Annotated in this window: 20 protein-coding genes; 3 read left to right on the plus strand and 17 right to left on the minus strand. The window is 40.5% G+C overall.

Annotation, left to right across the window (positions count from 1 at the left end):
• Window positions 1-23: 23 nt before the first annotated feature.
• From A5888_RS07630 to sfsA, 8 genes are all read right to left on the minus strand, one after another.
• On the minus strand, window positions 24-242 hold the full coding sequence (locus A5888_RS07630; RefSeq protein WP_086350465.1) for a hypothetical protein: 219 nt from the start codon (window positions 240-242) through the stop codon (window positions 24-26).
• A gap of 223 nt (window positions 243-465) precedes the next feature.
• Complete coding sequence (locus A5888_RS07635) at window positions 466-1,866, minus strand: PTS sugar transporter subunit IIC (RefSeq protein ID WP_086350466.1); 1,401 nt, start codon at window positions 1,864-1,866, stop codon at window positions 466-468.
• 131 nt (window positions 1,867-1,997) lie between these two features.
• Window positions 1,998-2,315 (minus strand): PTS lactose/cellobiose transporter subunit IIA, encoded by a 318-nt coding sequence (locus A5888_RS07640; RefSeq protein WP_086350467.1) that lies wholly within the window; start codon window positions 2,313-2,315, stop codon window positions 1,998-2,000.
• A gap of 37 nt (window positions 2,316-2,352) precedes the next feature.
• Window positions 2,353-2,670, minus strand: a complete 318-nt coding sequence (locus A5888_RS07645) for a PTS sugar transporter subunit IIB (protein ID WP_086350468.1) — start codon at window positions 2,668-2,670, stop codon at window positions 2,353-2,355.
• A 159-nt stretch (window positions 2,671-2,829) separates the two neighbouring features.
• Window positions 2,830-5,532, minus strand: coding sequence for a sigma 54-interacting transcriptional regulator (locus tag A5888_RS07650; protein WP_086350469.1), 2,703 nt, complete (start codon window positions 5,530-5,532; stop codon window positions 2,830-2,832).
• A 47-nt stretch (window positions 5,533-5,579) separates the two neighbouring features.
• Complete coding sequence (locus A5888_RS07655; RefSeq protein WP_086350470.1) at window positions 5,580-6,743, minus strand: DEAD/DEAH box helicase; 1,164 nt, start codon at window positions 6,741-6,743, stop codon at window positions 5,580-5,582.
• Between the two features lie 127 nt (window positions 6,744-6,870).
• Window positions 6,871-7,872, minus strand: coding sequence for a Gfo/Idh/MocA family protein (locus A5888_RS07660; RefSeq protein WP_086350471.1), 1,002 nt, complete (start codon window positions 7,870-7,872; stop codon window positions 6,871-6,873).
• Window positions 7,873-8,072: 200 nt separating this feature from the next.
• Window positions 8,073-8,801 carry a DNA/RNA nuclease SfsA gene (gene sfsA, locus A5888_RS07665; protein WP_170924869.1) on the minus strand — a complete coding sequence of 243 codons (729 nt, stop codon included), beginning with the start codon at window positions 8,799-8,801 and terminating at the stop codon, window positions 8,073-8,075.
• A 303-nt stretch (window positions 8,802-9,104) separates the two neighbouring features.
• On the opposite strand from sfsA, the gene A5888_RS07670 reads away from it, so the two are divergent.
• Entirely contained in the window at window positions 9,105-9,497 is a 393-nt protein-coding gene (locus A5888_RS07670) for a helix-turn-helix transcriptional regulator (protein ID WP_086350473.1), read from the plus strand.
• Window positions 9,498-9,539: 42 nt separating this feature from the next.
• Window positions 9,540-10,031 (plus strand): AraC family transcriptional regulator, encoded by a 492-nt coding sequence (locus A5888_RS07675; protein ID WP_086350474.1) that lies wholly within the window; start codon window positions 9,540-9,542, stop codon window positions 10,029-10,031.
• A gap of 123 nt (window positions 10,032-10,154) precedes the next feature.
• On the opposite strand, the gene A5888_RS07680 is transcribed toward A5888_RS07675, so the two are convergent.
• The gene (locus A5888_RS07680; protein ID WP_086350475.1) at window positions 10,155-10,619 is read right to left on the minus strand and encodes a helix-turn-helix domain-containing protein; all 465 of its coding nucleotides are present in this window, start codon (window positions 10,617-10,619) and stop codon (window positions 10,155-10,157) included.
• A gap of 228 nt (window positions 10,620-10,847) precedes the next feature.
• Here A5888_RS07680 and A5888_RS07685 point away from each other — a divergent pair, with 228 nt between their 5' ends.
• Complete coding sequence (locus tag A5888_RS07685) at window positions 10,848-11,249, plus strand: DUF4828 domain-containing protein (protein ID WP_086350476.1); 402 nt, start codon at window positions 10,848-10,850, stop codon at window positions 11,247-11,249.
• 184 nt (window positions 11,250-11,433) lie between these two features.
• Here the strand turns inward: A5888_RS07685 and A5888_RS07690 are convergent, their stop codons facing one another.
• Genes A5888_RS07690 through hisD form a run of 8 tightly spaced genes read right to left on the minus strand, consistent with a single transcriptional unit; the run spans window position 11,434 to window position 16,513 of the window.
• On the minus strand, window positions 11,434-11,883 hold the full coding sequence (locus A5888_RS07690; protein ID WP_086350477.1) for an HIT family protein: 450 nt from the start codon (window positions 11,881-11,883) through the stop codon (window positions 11,434-11,436).
• A 50-nt stretch (window positions 11,884-11,933) separates the two neighbouring features.
• Window positions 11,934-12,245: a phosphoribosyl-ATP diphosphatase gene (hisE, locus tag A5888_RS07695; protein WP_086350478.1), complete on the minus strand. Its 312-nt coding sequence runs from the start codon at window positions 12,243-12,245 to the stop codon at window positions 11,934-11,936.
• Complete coding sequence (gene hisI / locus A5888_RS07700) at window positions 12,238-12,564, minus strand: phosphoribosyl-AMP cyclohydrolase (RefSeq protein WP_086350479.1); 327 nt, start codon at window positions 12,562-12,564, stop codon at window positions 12,238-12,240. The genes hisE and hisI overlap by 8 nt, the downstream gene beginning before the upstream one ends.
• A complete protein-coding gene (hisF, locus tag A5888_RS07705; protein WP_086350480.1) occupies window positions 12,561-13,319 on the minus strand; it encodes an imidazole glycerol phosphate synthase subunit HisF in 759 nt (252 codons plus the stop codon). Before hisF ends, hisI begins: the two co-directional genes overlap by 4 nt.
• Entirely contained in the window at window positions 13,313-14,035 is a 723-nt protein-coding gene (gene hisA / locus A5888_RS07710; protein ID WP_086350481.1) for a 1-(5-phosphoribosyl)-5-[(5-phosphoribosylamino)methylideneamino]imidazole-4-carboxamide isomerase, read from the minus strand. Before hisA ends, hisF begins: the two co-directional genes overlap by 7 nt.
• Window positions 14,013-14,639 (minus strand): imidazole glycerol phosphate synthase subunit HisH, encoded by a 627-nt coding sequence (gene hisH, locus A5888_RS07715; RefSeq protein WP_086350482.1) that lies wholly within the window; start codon window positions 14,637-14,639, stop codon window positions 14,013-14,015. The genes hisA and hisH overlap by 23 nt, the downstream gene beginning before the upstream one ends.
• On the minus strand, window positions 14,640-15,224 hold the full coding sequence (gene hisB / locus A5888_RS07720; RefSeq protein ID WP_086350483.1) for an imidazoleglycerol-phosphate dehydratase HisB: 585 nt from the start codon (window positions 15,222-15,224) through the stop codon (window positions 14,640-14,642).
• Window positions 15,221-16,513 (minus strand): histidinol dehydrogenase, encoded by a 1,293-nt coding sequence (gene hisD / locus A5888_RS07725; protein ID WP_086350484.1) that lies wholly within the window; start codon window positions 16,511-16,513, stop codon window positions 15,221-15,223. The genes hisB and hisD overlap by 4 nt, the downstream gene beginning before the upstream one ends.
• Between the last annotated feature and the right edge of the window lie 2 nt (window positions 16,514-16,515).

The following is a 16,515-nucleotide window of genomic DNA, read 5'->3' on the forward strand; positions in this document are numbered from 1 at the left end:
ACCAGTCCTATCTAATTAGTAAATTATATAGCAGCCGCTTGGAAGTAAAGAACGCCACCCCAAGGTTGCTCTTTAATCATTTCTTTTGCTTTGGTCGCTGCTGCTGCTGCGTCACCAGTTACATCAAAAATCAACTTGATGCCTTGTTTTTCTTTAAAGCTATATGTGAAGTCTCCTCCATCGTAGTTGTTTAGTAGGTCCTTGATTGCATCTTGTTGCATTGCTGAACTAATTCCAATCATCTGTATAATCCCCTTTCAAATTATGTATAAACCGCTTCGCATTAGAAAAAATAGTGATTTTTTCTGTAACCTGCGAGCTTTCAAACAAGTAACTTTACTTGTACGTGTAACTTCAAAAATTCGACTAAGATACATGCATGTTTAAAACTATAATACTAAAATTTTAGGATTGAGACAATCATCAAAGCAGATGATTGTCCCAAAGTCTAAATAATTTACTTGATTAGTCTTTTTCACCTAAAGCTGGGTCCATTTTATTCGCTGCAATAACGAATGGCGCCCAGATAGCAAAGGCAACGGCTAAGTTGACTAGAGTCAATACGATTGCTCTCCAGTCACCGGCAGTAGCTAAGAATCCGCTCAATGCTGTTGGCATTACCCAGATAACATTTACTACAACTGGATTAACAAGTCCAGCCATTGTTGCAAAGTACGCAATTGTTGCAGTTGCAATTGGTGCAAGAATAAATGGAATACCCAATAATGGGTTCAATACAACTGGTAAACCGAACATTACAGGTTCATTAATGTTGAACAAACCAGGTCCGATTCCCAAAGTACCGATTGTCTTGTAGTCCGCACGTTTAGAGAAAATTAGAATGGTAATCAAGAGTACTAATGTTACCCCTGCTCCACCAGGCCATACAAATGCTTCAAATGAACCAGCAACCCATTTGTAAGGAATCGCTTCACCCGTTTGGTAAGCATTTGAGTTCTCTACCATTGCAACACCGTAGATGGATTGCAATACAGGACCCATGATATTTGTACCATGTAAACCAAAGAACCATAACACGTGTACAAGTAATACGATAACAAATACTGCTCCGTACCCTTGAGATAAACCAAGTAATGGAGCTTGAATAGATTCAGAAATCCAGTCAATCAATGGCATACCTACAAAACGTTCAAATAGATAGTAAATCAATCCTGAAACATACAATGCTACAACACCAGGGATGATGGCAGCAAATGCTTTAGATACTGCTGGTGGCACTGAATCCGGCATTTTGATAATAACATTTTTCTTCATCAATTTAGCAAAAATAATAACTGAAATAAAACCGAAAATCATAGCCGTAAATAGACCTGTACCGCCCATATATTTACTGAATGGGAAATATCCCCACGCACCGGCAGCAATACTTGAAACACCATCCGCAGTAGTGATTGTACCACCTGCATCAGTAATCATAGTCGCTGCGTCTTTTGATAACTCACCAGTTAAAGCTAAAGTAGCTGTTGCAGTTTGTGGAATCCCCATAATAAAAGCAACTAGCGAAACGATCGCTCCTGACAAAGTATCAACCTCATAAGCTTTAGCAAGGTTGTAACCAAATGAAACTGAGAATACAACCGCCATGATAGCGAGTGTTCCTGTCCACACCAAGCCGTTGATGGCAATTACAGGTGTAAAGAAGGTTGTGATTGCATTGTCTGCACCAATATACGTATTTGGAAAATCACGCATAAACGCATTCAACAGTGTAGCAACAGCCCCCGCCATTGTTGCAGGCATCATTGTGATAAATGCATCACGTAAAGCTACTAAATGCTTTTCAGAACCAATTTTAGCAGCAACAGGCAGGATGTATTTCTCCATCCAGCTTACTAATCCATTCATTTTTGTTCCTCCTATAAATAATTATTTATCTAAAGAGAATGTTCCCTTTAAACCAAATCCATAGATAAAACTCCGTTCAAAAAGTTTTCATCTGTTCTCCATCACTCTTCCGTTCAAAAAGAATGGTGTGCTTATTTACTATCCATGTGACGGTAAACGTCAATGATTTCTTTTGCTAAATCTGTGAAAGCAATTGAAGTCATCAAGTGATCTTGACTATGAACAGTTAATAAAGTAACTGTCATGTTGTTTCCTTGTGCTTCTTGAGTCAATAGACCTGTTTGAGAATGATGCGCTTCAACAAGCGAAGCTTCTGCATCTGCAATTTTTTGGTCAGCTTCTTCAAAGTTGCCTACTTTAGCTGCAGCAATAGCCTCCATTGCGTCACTTTTGGCATTTCCGCCATACATGATTAAGCCCATGATTGCTTCTAAATTTTGTTCATCCATTTTCATTTCTCCTTCGATTATTGATAGTGTATTGGAATTAGCCCATTAATGCGATCGCTTGATCTAGAACTTTTTCACCATTCATCATGCCGTAGTCAGCCATGTTGATAACATCCAACGGAATTCCTTTTGGTTCAAGTTTTTGTTCGAATTGCGCTTTCATGAAACGTACTTGTGGGCCTAAAAGCAATACATTTACATCTTTTGCTTCCAAGTTGTTGTCTGCATCTGACGCTGATACTGCAAAGATATCTGCATCCATTCCACGAGCTTCAGCTGCTTTTTGCATTTTAGTTACTAGTAAACTTGTACTCATTCCTGCTGAACAAACCAGCATAATCGTTTTTTTTGACATGTTGTTCACTCCTTAAGATTTTTAATTACACTTTTATATAAGCAAGAAGCGTGCCAAAAAGTGATATAGACCAAACCCTTTGATATCAAGGTTTTGGTCTATATCACTTTGTATTACACACTATCCCTTTGCGTTACACACTATCTTTTGTGTGTAATTCTACGATTTAATGATTTTATTTTCTAAGAATATTTTTGTTAGATGTGCCACTTCCGGTTCTGGGATTGAAATCCGATACGCCTTCTCTATTGCCATCAGGTTCGTCCGGGCAACATCTGTTTCAAGACGGTTTTTCTTCACGAAGTCAGTCAAACCATCGAAGGTCTTTGTCTGCTCCCCTTTTAGAATCGAATCTACAAGAAAGGCTAGATGAATCACAATTCCAGCATCCACGCCTGGTTCTACAATAATATGCATGTCTGTCTGTATTTGATGTACCGTCTTTTGAAGCATCACAATCAGCTTCTGTAGAGAATCAACAGCTGTGATTGTATCACTCAATGATTTTACGATTTTCTCCGTTGGAACCTCATCTCCGGCAATTCGTTTCAGCATATTCAGCTTCTCATCATCGAAGATATCGTAAGCGGAAAAGAAAGGAATGTTTTGATACTCAACATCGACAGTTCCAGCGATCGCTTTGATTTCATATTCTTCCATCAAACTGTCGATATGCTTTTTAAAGGCCTCTCTTTCAAGAAATTGCATCTGAATGATTTCTACCTTTTCTTCATCTATTACAGGAAGAATTCGTTGGTACAGTCTAGCAGCAACGCCTTCTCCAGTAAAGCAAGTCACCACGACTGCCTTTTTCACCTGATTCGGATTTTTCAAGCTGCTTCGGAATTGCTCACGGATGATTCCTTCAAAGGACATTTGGATATTCTGGTAAATATCCTCCAAGCTTCTTCCAACGCCGGCCATACGGATTGCTTCTAAAACAATCATCGTACTGGTCATAGAGATAGCCTTCGTCCGTATCCCTGTTTCCTCATAAATCATGTTTCCAAATGAATTCAGTGAGCCCATATCAGTCAAAAGCAACATACCATTACTCAGTGTTTCCTGATTTTCCACGACATAGCTGCGCAACTGTTCATACATGGTCTGAACTTCCATCGTAAGCGGCATGTTCATTGCCTTTCCTGTAGATATTCCTAGTAGCTCCTGTGCCGTTTTCAGCATACTCGAAGCAGTGGAATCTCCGTGCATCAAAACAACGACTCCCACATTATTCACTTCGATCGTTTCCTTGTTTCCTACATCTATGGAAAGAAACATACTGATAAAACCAATTTCATCAAAAGGAATTTCGATATCGTTTTCCTCTTCAATAATCGCAGATAGATCGATTGCTACTTGAAACTCATCCTTCATCTGTTTTCGTATATTGTTCAGGTTAGGATGGACAATCATATGACCTTCTCTAACACGATCGATTGTGCTTTGCAAATGAAGAGCAAATGCAAAGCGTGCATTCTCATTGTATTTTCGAGACAAACGCTTTTCAGCAATATCATACAAACGATTGGTTGATTTCCAAATACTTTCCGGCAACAGTTCTTTATGAATCGAGCTTTGTGTTAATTCCTCCACATAGGTTTGAAAATAGGCGTCCATATCTGTCGAAATCAACTCTTCCAAATCAACATTTTCCAAATCATTTTGAGAAAGAGTCGATACTTTTTCCTCAATGTCATTATAGACCTGCATATCTCTTGCTGGATCTCTGGACCAGACGACCTCATTGGTTCCAGGCTCAAACGTCAAGTAATTGTTTTTAGCATCCACAAAACGATCCAGCCTATCAGAAACTTCCTTGATTTTCAGTAAGCCCTTTTGAACTTGTAAAGGCAAATCCTTTTTCCGGATCATTAACGAAGTCGAATTATGCGTTCGATAATGTAGAAATGATTTTGCACAAACCAATTTTAAGTCACGTTTGACTTGCCCGATATTTCCCTCTGCATCATATAACATAAATGCCAGAACGGCCTCACGCTCAATGTTGATTCGCTGATTCAGTCGATTAGCCTCCTGCTTGATAAAGAGTGAGATGATATCATAACGCTCATCAAGTGAACGGGCTTCCAAATTAGGCAGCGTAATGGCCATTGGAATACGACGATTGAAGGTTGTCAAAAAGCTCTCAGAAGATTCTGTTGTTGCTCCAATGATCTGCACAGATGCATTGTAGGTCTTCCCACTTTCTCCCAACGGACGATAAATACCCTTATCAATAAAAGTAAATAGCATTTCTTGTCCTTCCGGAGGTAGTCGATGAATCTCATCAAGAAACAGAACCCCTCCGTCTGCTTCCGAAATCAATCCTGGAGTATCATTCTCAGCCCCTGTATATGCACCTTTCTTTACCCCAAAAATATGTCCAAAAAGTAATTGAGGATTTTGGGCATAATCCGCGCAATTAAACGCAACAAAAGGGGCATTTTCCGGTAATGTCTTAGAGTCTACCGCAAAGTGATACATACATTCCGCAAACAACGATTTCCCTGTCCCAGTCTCCCCAAAAATAATCGTATGAAGTCCTCTAGGAGGATAAAGAATCGCTGCTTTTGCCTGTTGGATGCTGACCTTCAATGAATCATTCGCTCCGACAAGGTTCTCAAATGAAACCTCACTTGAATTATCAACATGAATCCGGTCTCCATCCTCTTCAAGCGCAACATCGTAAATGACCGGTCGACCTGTGCTCTTAATAACTGCGCCTTCCTTTGAAAGCTCACTTAAATATCTGCTTGCATTGCTTCGATCGATCTGCAGCTCTTTTGCAATATCTGCCGCCGTCATACCGATCTTTTTCTTTTGCAGCAGTGCTAAAATTTCTTCTTTTCTGGATTTCATGCTTAGCCTCCCTTATGCCCGATGAATCCAAACACAACAGTTAACAATCAATTCCTTTTTTTCACTTTATCCGTTGATTTTCTATCCGTGGTTTTTTGTTCTTTATGAAATCCGGCATCATAAATAAACAGCTCCTCCGCAGATTGACCGACCTCTTTCATCAAACGCTGAAAATCACGTTTGGTTCGCTCATTGATAAACGTTACCACCGATCCCTCTGCACCCATTCGTCCTGTACGCCCTGCTCGGTGGGCATAACTCACACTATCCTGTGGCACATCGGCATTGATGACAAAATCAACTGCCGGGAAATCCAAGCCTCTGGCACCCACATCGGTTGTCAGTAGCATCTTTGCTCGTCTTTGAGAAAATTGGCTGATCGCCAGCTTTCTCAACTGCTTGTTCTGGTCCGAAGCCAAACCAACAACTGGAAGCCCCTCATAGGCTAGCTTCTCTTCAACTGCACCTAAATCAGCCAGCTGATTAAAGAACACCATGCCGTAAAACGACGGAATATGAAGCATCTTTTGAAGAAAGTCTTTTCTCTTTCTAAAAGGCACTTCTATGTAGAAATGTTGAATTTTACCTGCCGAAACATCTTCGTTAACTGCATCCACCGTCAAAGTATCGACCGCCAATTCGTTGACCTCTTTTTCAATCGTATCAGCCGTCGCAGAATAAAAAACCAGCTGATAATCTACCGGTGCACTTTGCAAAATCTGTCTCGTCAAGTCTAAGTCACTCTTTTGAAGCAATAGGTCTGCCTCATCCATGACGATCGTTTTTAGCTGATGGCTTTTGATTTTTTTCGAACGGATCAGTTCCAGAATTCTTCCCGGCGTACCAATCAATACCTCAGGCTTTTTCTTAAGCTTTTCTACTTGGCGCTTGACATTCGCTCCACCAATCAGTGTTTGTGTCTTTAGCTCCACTGTCTTACTCCACTCCTGAGCCACCTGCCCAATTTGTACTGCCAGCTCCTGCGACGGGGCAAGAATTAGCAGTTGACTGCCTTCCTGTTTCTTCACATTCAATAAAAGCGGCAACAAATAAGCCAGGGTCTTCCCTGTACCAGTTGGTGAGATTCCTCTAACATTTTTTCCTTCTAATAGAGGCAAGAAGCTTTGTTCCTGAATAGCCGAAGGTTGATCAAAACCAGAAGTCTGCCATTGCTGCTGCCATCCTTCTGGTAACTGTTTCAAAAAATCCATATGTATATCCTCTTTCAAGAGCAGGACAGAAGCTCACTTACCTTCACTTCTGTCCTGTCATTTATTGGTTTTTAGCTCTCATTTGTCTCTATACTCATACTAGATGCTCAAATGGCTTATCCCTATTTTACTTTTTATCTGCGTCAAATACAATACCCGCACTGGCTCTTAAATCCGTTAATACCTGATTGACATTTCGAGCAAGCTCGACCCATTCTTCGTAAGCTACACCCCAGTTTTTATCCTCCGGATTTTCGATGACATGGGCAAAATCTGCCGCTTCCTCAACCATCGGATTCTCTTCTGTCGTCAATGAGATGACTTCAGTTCGTTGCTGGTTACGATCATGAAATTCCGCTTTTGAAATCGCATTGATACCATCTAATAGTAATGTACCATTATCAAAATAGATTTCAGAGGATAGAGAAGAATCACCGATTTTCCCAGCTTGAATCGTTACATCAAAACGATCATAGCGTAAAATGGCTGTTCCCAAACCGTCGACACCCGTCTGAATTTTTCGAGCAAAATAATGACTTTCGTTCGGCATACCAAACCATGCTATAGTTGCATAAACCAGATAAACACCTAGATCCATCAATGCACCACCAGAAAATCGTGGCGAAAAGATATTTGGCTCTTGACCGTCTAATACCTGATCGTAACGGGAAGAATACTTCATATACGTGAAGTTTGCACCAATGATTTCATTTTTTGACGGCAATAAACTACCAATCTTTTTAAAGCTCTTTTCATGAATATTGCGCGCTGCTTCAAAGAAGAATACACGCTGTTGGTTTGCTAAGGTAATGATTTCATCCATTTCTGCAGGTGTTGAAAATGCCGGCTTTTCCACTATTACATTTTTTCCAGCTAAAATTGCCTGCTTAGCCTGTTCAAAGTGTAGTGCATTTGGCGAAGCGATATAAACAGTGCTCATATGCTCAATGTTGAAGAAAGTCTTTAAATCAATTGCATACTCTACATCCCCATACTTTTCGCCGAATTTCTGTGCTGATTCCAGCTTTCTGGAATAAACCGCAGTTAAATCATATTTTCCTGTCTCCAATGCTGCTTGTACAAATTGATCACTGATCCAGTTTGTTCCAATCACGCCTAAATGAATCATTTTATCCTCACCTTTCTCCTACTCATTTACTGCTCTATAAATTCACTCTCAAAAAGAGTGGGTGACATAAGTATACCCCAACTCCAAGAATCCGAATAAACGGTATTCCCAAAGCGGCTTTTGTCACAACCTCTTTAAAGATAATGAAACCTATTTTATCTAAAGATTATATCTATTTTTGTTAATGCCTGACTCCTTCTCTACACAGGCTGAATGAAAGCTTGTTCTAAATCAAATGGTATTTTCCCCACTACTTGGATCGACTCTGGCAGTACATGACAATTGTATGCAAGAACGGTCAACCCAGCTTGCTGGCCATCGAAAATGGCCTGTGCCAGCGCTGGTTGCATCTCTTTATTGATGGTCGCATAATCGAGAAGCTCAAATTGAGCGATAAACAGGACATAGCACTGATAGCCTTCTGAAATTGCCTCCGTCAATTCTTTCACATGCTTCAATCCTCGAAGGGTCGGTGCATCAGGAAATGCACCAATGCGGTCATTTTCCAGGGTCATTCCTTTTACTTCTACAAAAGCCTTCTGTCCTTTGTCTGTTTCAATAAAAATATCGAATTTTGAATGACCATATCGCTGCTCTCGTTTTAACGAACGAATCGCTCCGTTTAGATTAGGGAGTAGAATATCTCCATCAAGAAGTGCTTGTGCAGCTAGTGCATTGGGCACCTGACTATCAATATTGAACCATTGCTCTGCCTTTTTTACAGCAATTAGGTCATAGGCTGTTTTTCTCTTTGGCGAAGGGCGATGACTCAAAGCAACTTTTGCTCCCGGCAGCAACACTTCTTTTCCTCTACCCGTATTTTTGACATGGACAGTCACTTGCTCACCTGTTTCTATTAACTCACACTCTGCAATGAAGCGATTTGGCCTACACAAAAATCGAGCCAAATGAACCTCTGGATAGACAATCATACGAACACCCTTTCCTCATCACAATACCACATTTTACAGCGTTTAGACAACTAAGTTGTAGCAGCTGCATAAAGAAAAAAGCTGTTTCATAAAATGCTTCTAAAATAGTCATATTTCATAAAACAACTTTTAGCTATACTATCAATATGAACTTTAGATCCAGAAAAAAATAGACTTGCTTTAATTTATCAGAATAGAAAGACTTGCTATAATTAACTTGGATAAATATACTATGAACAAATAGGTGATCTTACTTAATTAAAGACTAACAGATGAGTTAGCAGATAAGGATATCATAAAATGAATAAACAAACGAAAAAATCTATTTCTAAACAGGTATATACTCGTTTAATAAATAAAACAGAAGACTATATTGAGCAAAATTTGAAAGAACCCCTATCACTAACTCTTTTAGCAAGAAACGCTCATTTGTCTGATTTTCATTTTCACAGGATATTCAGCTCTTATTCTACAGAAACTGTAAACGAGTTCACTACCAGATTTAAACTAGAACGTGCGGCAATTTTTTTATGCATCAACCCCAGTATTTCTATAACTACTATTGCTATGGAGTATGGATATAGTGATTCGAGCTCGTTTAGCCGAACGTTTAAAAAGCATTTTGGGTTAAGCCCTGCAAAATACAGAAAGCAGCAAGATTTGCCAAGAAATACGGATTGGTTCATGAAATAATAATTTATGTAAAAAGTCAAAAAAGCAGGAGGACAATTGCATATGATTGAACCAATCAATATCACAACAGAAGAAATGAAAAACCAAAGGATTATCTATATTCGTTTTAGAGGAGACTATGCTGAATTTAGAAGAAATAGCAGAAAGTTATTTAGTGAGTTATATGACTTCGCTGCTAAACATAAGCTGATTGTTGCGGATGAAACAAAAGTTTTGACAGTCTATGATGACAATCCTTTTATTACTAATGGAGAACATTTACGCACAAGTGTGGCGATGACAATTTCAGCGGACGCAAGGATAATTGAAAGTGGCAACATTTGCGAATCCAGTATTTCGGGTAAATTCGGTGTGGGTCATTTTAACTTGGCAGCTGCTCAATATGGCGAAGCTTGGCAATATATGTACCAAGAATGGCTTTTTAAAGGGAATGCTACAGCGAGAGATGCGGTTCCTTTTGAACTGTATAGAACAGAACCCACTAAAAATAGAAAAGAGAAAAGCCTGACTGATATTTATATTCCGATTCTTTAAACTTCCTATCTGATTAAATAGCACCTTCTAAAAGCTAGCATTATTTTAGAAAAGTCGGCTGGAAGAATATCTGGAATAGAAAGAAGAATCTGTGACAACAAAGCCACAGATTCTTCTTTCTATCTATTTCTCTGATCCTGATTGAGAGTAGTAGCCCACAATTGGAACATAGAAGCACAAGATTATTCCCCATACTGCAACAAAGGCTTGCGTATTCAACGAGCGCAAGTACAGACTTGCTGTGAGCAAAAATAGAGGAACCATGATAAATTTTATTACAGGTTGATTGAGATGCGGCTTGATTAATGCAATAAGAAAACGTATAGGTAAAAAGATTACCCCAAACAGCAATGTCATCAAAATATCTTTCTTCGTTACTTTCATTTGTATTCTCTCCTTTTTCGGCGATTCCAGAAACGCTTCTTGTAGTAGTTCCTCCAATAATTTCAGCGAGATAAGATCAGGTCTGCTTTTTCCAAGTTCCCATTTTGAAACGGTCTGTCTTGTAACGAAAACCTTATCTGCTACTTCCTGTTGTGTCAATCCTAACTCTTTTCTTTTATCCTTCATTCGTTGTCCTATATCCATTTTTTCCTTTACCTCCTGACTCGACTTTACCTGTAAAATGACAAAATTTCACGCAACGCAAGCTGTTGCGCGGGCAATAGCTGTAATGTGCTCAATTTTATTGAATAAACCTCGGAAATCCTAGTGCATTTTCTTTACATTCTTAAATTTTGTTAATGATGCTATAGTCAAATCATCAAAATTCCTTCATTCATGCTATCATAAAAAGAAAAGCCGGAGGTTGAAAATTTGAAAAAGCATTGGTCATTTTTGCTTGGGGCCTCTGTCGTCACAGGTATTGCCAGTTCATTACTTTTTAAGCACGGTAAAAAGAAGTTGGATGAGAATCGGTCGACTGCCGATCTGATAAAGGTATACCAAGGACAGTGGTGGTTTGTTGATAAGAAAAAGGCAACACAGCATCAGCTAACGATTGATGATAAGTTAACAATCGTTTTAGATGGAAAAGAGTTGGAATTTGCATTGATTGAATGGAATATGACCCGATTGACAATCCAGGATTCTTTTGGTTTCCATTTGATTATTGAAACAAAAGCTGATAAGCCAGCTACATTGTATGACGAGGCAGATGACAGTACCTATTTATTAGAGGCTGTTGTTCCTGTAGAGAAATTGATAGAAGAAGATTAATCGTTCTCACTGTTTTTAAAACAGGAAGAAACAGCGAGACGTTCAATTGAATAGAAATACGGCAGGAGCGAAAAACTCCTGCCGTATTTTTTATGGGAAATGTCCAATTTCTTTAAGCCCTATCACATGTTCTTATGTTTTTGATAGTAAACGATACTAGCTGAGACTCATATACAATTCACATTTAATAGTTTTCTTTTAAGAATAAGGCAATCTTTTCGCGTAGCTCTCCGTGTTTTACTTTGTCATATTGCTTATCCTCATCATACCAATTGGACTTGTCATATAACCAAACTGGCATTTTCCGACGCTCTTCCGTTTCCCATTCATAACGCGGAAAAACATGCGCATGCAGATAGTTATCTGTATTTCCTAAAATATCATAATTTACACGCAACGGATTGCAGACAGCCAACAGTGCATCTCCTAAGAACGCCATATCTGCCAAAAATTGAGTCCGCTCTTTAAGAGGTAAATCATTCAATGAATAGACTTCTGTTTTTGGTAGCAAAACACAGTATCCCGGTAAAAACTGTACATCGCCAAAAACGGCGTAGCCTCCCTTTAGCTCCTTCATCAGCATTGGGTTTGATCCATTTTGAGCGGATAAAATCCGATTTTCATACCATTCCATCGCGCAACGCTCTTTCTCTAAAAATTTAAGACGACCTGCTTTGACGTCTATTATAGATCCTCAATTTCTTTTCGATCTTTGGTGATACTTAGTTTTCCTTGTCGCTTCTCAAGCTCTTTCTCTATCTCAGATAATGGGATATTCTTTTCTGCCAATAAAACCAGCATATGGTACACTAAATCAGCTGTCTCAGATATCAATTCATCCTGCTCGTTTTTCGCTGCGATAATGACTTCCGTTGCTTCTTCACCGACTTTTTTTAATATTTTATCTAGCCCTTTATCAAAAAGATAGTTGGTGTATGAGCCTTCTTTGGGTTGCTCTTTTCTTTCGATGATTTCGTTATATAGTGATTCAAGCATCGGCTTGGTCCTCCTCCATGATGACGTTGAAAAAGCAGCTATGTGCACCAGTATGGCAGGCTGGCCCTGTTTGATCGACACGTATCAGTAATGTGTCTTGATCACAATCGGTGGTAATTTTCTTTACATGTTGGACATGCCCACTCGTTTCGCCTTTGTTCCACAGCCCTTCACGAGACCGAGAATAAAACCAAGTTGTTTTTGTTTCCAGTGTTTTAGCAAAGCTTTCTTCATTCATATACGCTAACATTAGTACTTCATCTGTTTGGTCTTCAATAATAATTGCAGGAACTAAGCCCTTTGAAAAGTCTGGTTTCATCTGCGAACCGTCACTCCTTTGTCTTGTAAATACTCCTTCAGCTCTGGAATACTGACTTCTCCATAGTGGAAGATACTAGCAGCAAGAGCCGCTGTAACATCGGTTTCCTCAAAGACTTCTAAAATATCTTCTTTGTTCCCACAACCGCCGGAAGCAATAACAGGGACGGTCACTGCATCACAGACCGCTTGATTCAACGCTAAATCGTAGCCCTGTTTTGTGCCATCCGCATCCATGCTAGTCAGTAAAATTTCTCCAGCCCCCAGACTGACCGCTTGTTTGACCCATTCAAGAACATCCAAGCCAGTGTCCTCTCTACCCCCTTTGACAAATACATGCCAGCTGCCTGAACTTGTTCGCTTAGCATCCACTGCCACAACGATACATTGAGAACCAAATTTTTCTGCCCCTTGTCTAATCAAATCTGGTTCTTTGATCGCTGCTGAGTTCAACGAAATTTTATCGGCGCCCGCCTGCAGCATTTTTTTCATGTCCTCAACAGAGCGAATCCCACCACCGACTGTCAAAGGGATAAAAACCTCAGAAGCCGTTCGTTCGATGACATCGATCATCGTTTCTCGTTCATCGCTGGTTGCTGTGATATCAAGGAAAACAAGCTCATCTGCCCCTTGATCATTATAGGCACGAGCAATTTCTACCGGATCGCCAATACTTTGTAAATTGACAAAATTGACTCCTTTGACGACTTGACCATCTGTCACATCCAAGCAAGGAATGATTCGTTTTGTCAGCATGAGGCTTCCACCTCCAAGATTTCTGCCAGAGTCACACGACCTTCATAATACGCTTTCCCTACGATTGCTCCATAAACATCAAGCTTGGCAAGCGCCTCTAAATCCTGTTTATCACTGACACCTCCCGAAGCAATAATCGCGACCTCCGGAACTGCTTGCTTCAACGCTTCATAATGCGCTAAGCTTGGTCCGGTTAAGGTGCCATCCTTTGAGATATCTGTGTAGATCAACGTCTGTACTCCGATAGCCGCCATTTCTTTTGCCATCGTCAAATAGTCCGTCTTACTGACCTCCAGCCAACCGCTAACAGCCACTTTCCCATTTTTCGCATCAATACCAACTGCTATCTTCTCTTTATAGTGTGCCACAGCTTCTTTGACCAGTTCCGGATTTTTTAAAGCAGCAGAACCAATAATAATTCTGTCCACCCCAATAGTAACGTACTGTTCAATTTGAGCCATCGAACGAATACCGCCGCCAACTTCGATCATCAGTCCTGTTTCTTTTTTGATTTTTTCAATCAATGGCGCATTCGTTGTATTCCCATCCAACGCACCATCCAAATCAACAATATGAAGCCTCTTGATTCCTGCTTCTTTAAATGTATGGGCCTGTGCCAACGGGTCCTCGTTGACAACTGTTTTTTTTGAAAAATCGCCTTTTATCAGGCGAACCGCTGCACCTTCTCGAATATCAATTGCCGGTAATACGTACATGATCTACGACCTCCTTGAACCCTCTTAATAGTTTAAGTCCTGCCTCGCCACTTTTTTCCGGATGAAACTGCGTCCCATAAATCGTTCCTTTTGAGATCATTGCCGGAACCTTGAGTGAGTACTGTGCTAGTGCATCAATATTATCTGGATCGCAGTCTGTATAATAAGAGTGTACAAAATAGACAAATTCGCCTGCCATTTCCTTTGTTAGCGGCGTATCATTTGTAATCATCAACTCATTCCACCCCATATGTGGTACAGGAAAACCTTTTTCAGCAGGTAACTGCTCACAGATTCCCTCAATCAGTTCCAAGCCGCGAGTAAAGCCGTTTTCCATACTGCCCTCTAGCAACAGCTGCATTCCTAAGCAAACACCCAATATTGGAACACCATTTTTAGCGGCTTGCTTGATTGCTTCCGTTAGACCTCGCTCATTCAACGCCTCCATTGCCAAGGAAAAAGCACCAACACCCGGTAAAATCAATCCATCAGCCTGTGCAATTTCCTCTAAATCTGAGGATAATTTATTTTCCAGTCCTACATAGTTCAATGCCTTCTGGACATTCCGCGTATTTCCTGTATCGTAGTCAATAATAACGATCATCTATAATGTTCCTTTCGTGGAATTCACCCCATGAATATCTGGATTGAATGTAATAGCTTCTCTCAAGGCTCGACCTGTTGCCTTAAACAAAGCTTCTATTTTATGATGGGTATTTTTTCCATGCAAAATTTTCAAATGCAGATTCATTTGCAGATTAAACGCTAATGCTTGAAAGAACTCTTCTGTTAACTCAGTGTCGAATGCACCAAGCTTAGGATTATCGAATACCGCATCAAAAACCAGAAAGGCTCTGCCGCTTAAGTCCAACGAAGCCATTCCCAGACTTTCATCCATCGGTACAAAGCTGGTTCCATAGCGATTGATCCCAGCTTTATCTCCAAGTGCCTCTTTCAAGCATTGCCCCAAGACGATGCCGACATCTTCCACCGTATGATGGCTATCCACCTCAAGGTCGCCATCTACTTTTACAGTTAATGCCATTCTGCTGTGACGTGCAAACAGCGTCAGCATGTGGTCAAAAAAGCCAACCCCCGTCTCAATCACAACAGGCTCCTGTGCATCCAAATTCAATGATAATTCGATTGCTGTTTCTGCTGTTTTTCTCGTTAGACTCGCTGTTCTCATTGATTTTCCTCCTTGAATCGGTACTCAACGGCACGGGCATGCGCCTCAAGTCCTTCTTTTCTTGCCAATAAAGCGATATCCGCTTGAATTTCTGCCAATGCCTCTTTTGTATAATAGCTAACCTGACTGTATTTAATAAAATCATAAACACCCAACGGCGAGTAAAATTTTGCAGTCCCGCTTGTCGGCAATACATGATTCGTTCCGGACAGATAATCTCCGACTGGTTCAGACGTATATGCGCCTAAAAAGATTGATCCCGCGTGCTTGATTTCATGCAGTCGACTCATCGGATCAGCCATCTGTACCTCTAAATGTTCCGGTGCAATCTCATTCATGATAGCAAACATGTCTGCTTCTGTATCTGTTAAGATAATCCAGCTGTGATCAACAATCGACCGTTCAGCGATGTCTTTTCTCGGAAGCGTGATTAGCTGTTCGGCGATTTCTCTTTCCACTTCTTCAGCCAGTTCTTTCGAGTTCGTCACTAAAAATGTTCGAGCCAATACATCATGTTCTGCCTGCGACAATAAATCAGCGGCAATAAACGCCGGATTTGCCTGACTATCTGCCAAAACACCGATTTCCGATGGACCAGCGATCATATCGATACCAACAACCCCAAATACCATTTTCTTCGCTGTTGCAACATAGATGTTTCCAGGACCGACTATCTTATCTACTTTCGGAACACTGTCCGTACCATATGCCAACGCCCCAACTGCCTGTGCCCCTCCAATTTGGAAAACACGATCGACTCCGGCAATTTTGGCTGCTGCGAGGATGATCGAAGGGACGCCCTTTGGTGAAGGTGGTGTGACCATGATGATTTCTTCAACTCCGGCGATCTTTGCCGGCAACACGTTCATTAGAACGGAGGACGGATAAGCTGCTGTTCCTCCTGGTACATAAACACCCACTCGCTCTAATGGACGAACAAGCTGCCCTCTAAATACCCCATTTTTTTCGCTATCCATAAAATCGTACTGCTTCTGTTTTTTATGATAACTGATAATATTCTCCTTGGCCTTCTCTAACGCTTGCTTCACGTCAGCATCCAGCTGTTGGTAAGCCTGCTCGATCTGTTTCGGTGAAACCTCCAGATCAGTCAGTATAGTCCGGTCAAATTCTTTAGAATACTCGATTAATGCTTGATCACCATTGGTAAGAACAGTATCAATGATTTCCTTTACCGCTACTTCGACTTGCTGATCCTCTGCTTTTCTTGTGTATTTCTCTTTATCTAGTTCAGACATTATTTCTTGCTTAGTTCCTGATAACCATCTCATCG

It is taken from the genome of Enterococcus sp. 9E7_DIV0242 (assembly GCF_002140975.2).
Taxonomy (GTDB): Bacteria; Bacillota; Bacilli; order Lactobacillales; family Enterococcaceae; genus Enterococcus_L; species Enterococcus_L clewellii.

Bases quoted from the DNA above. Each gene is read 5' to 3' on its own strand.
- A5888_RS07655 (WP_086350470.1), bottom strand. From the start codon at position 6,743: ATGGATTTTTTGAAACAGTTACCAGAAGGATGGCAGCAGCAATGGCAG.
- A5888_RS07650 (WP_086350469.1), bottom strand. From the start codon at position 5,532: ATGAAATCCAGAAAAGAAGAAATTTTAGCACTGCTGCAAAAGAAAAAG.
- hisD (WP_086350484.1), bottom strand. From the start codon at position 16,513: ATGAGATGGTTATCAGGAACTAAGCAAGAAATAATGTCTGAACTAGAT.
- A5888_RS07660 (WP_086350471.1), bottom strand. From the start codon at position 7,872: ATGATTCATTTAGGCGTGATTGGAACAAACTGGATCAGTGATCAATTT.
- A5888_RS07635 (WP_086350466.1), bottom strand. From the start codon at position 1,866: ATGAATGGATTAGTAAGCTGGATGGAGAAATACATCCTGCCTGTTGCT.
- A5888_RS07690 (WP_086350477.1), bottom strand. From the start codon at position 11,883: ATGGAATGGTATGAAAATCGGATTTTATCCGCTCAAAATGGATCAAAC.
- A5888_RS07645 (WP_086350468.1), bottom strand. From the start codon at position 2,670: ATGTCAAAAAAAACGATTATGCTGGTTTGTTCAGCAGGAATGAGTACA.
- hisE (WP_086350478.1), bottom strand. From the start codon at position 12,245: ATGCTTGAATCACTATATAACGAAATCATCGAAAGAAAAGAGCAACCC.
- hisF (WP_086350480.1), bottom strand. From the start codon at position 13,319: ATGCTGACAAAACGAATCATTCCTTGCTTGGATGTGACAGATGGTCAA.
- A5888_RS07675 (WP_086350474.1), top strand. From the start codon at position 9,540: ATGATTGAACCAATCAATATCACAACAGAAGAAATGAAAAACCAAAGG.
- hisB (WP_086350483.1), bottom strand. From the start codon at position 15,224: ATGAGAACAGCGAGTCTAACGAGAAAAACAGCAGAAACAGCAATCGAA.
- A5888_RS07680 (WP_086350475.1), bottom strand. From the start codon at position 10,619: ATGGATATAGGACAACGAATGAAGGATAAAAGAAAAGAGTTAGGATTG.
- A5888_RS07670 (WP_086350473.1), top strand. From the start codon at position 9,105: ATGAATAAACAAACGAAAAAATCTATTTCTAAACAGGTATATACTCGT.
- hisI (WP_086350479.1), bottom strand. From the start codon at position 12,564: ATGAAACCAGACTTTTCAAAGGGCTTAGTTCCTGCAATTATTATTGAA.
- A5888_RS07630 (WP_086350465.1), bottom strand. From the start codon at position 242: ATGATTGGAATTAGTTCAGCAATGCAACAAGATGCAATCAAGGACCTA.
- A5888_RS07640 (WP_086350467.1), bottom strand. From the start codon at position 2,315: ATGGATGAACAAAATTTAGAAGCAATCATGGGCTTAATCATGTATGGC.
- hisA (WP_086350481.1), bottom strand. From the start codon at position 14,035: ATGTACGTATTACCGGCAATTGATATTCGAGAAGGTGCAGCGGTTCGC.
- hisH (WP_086350482.1), bottom strand. From the start codon at position 14,639: ATGATCGTTATTATTGACTACGATACAGGAAATACGCGGAATGTCCAG.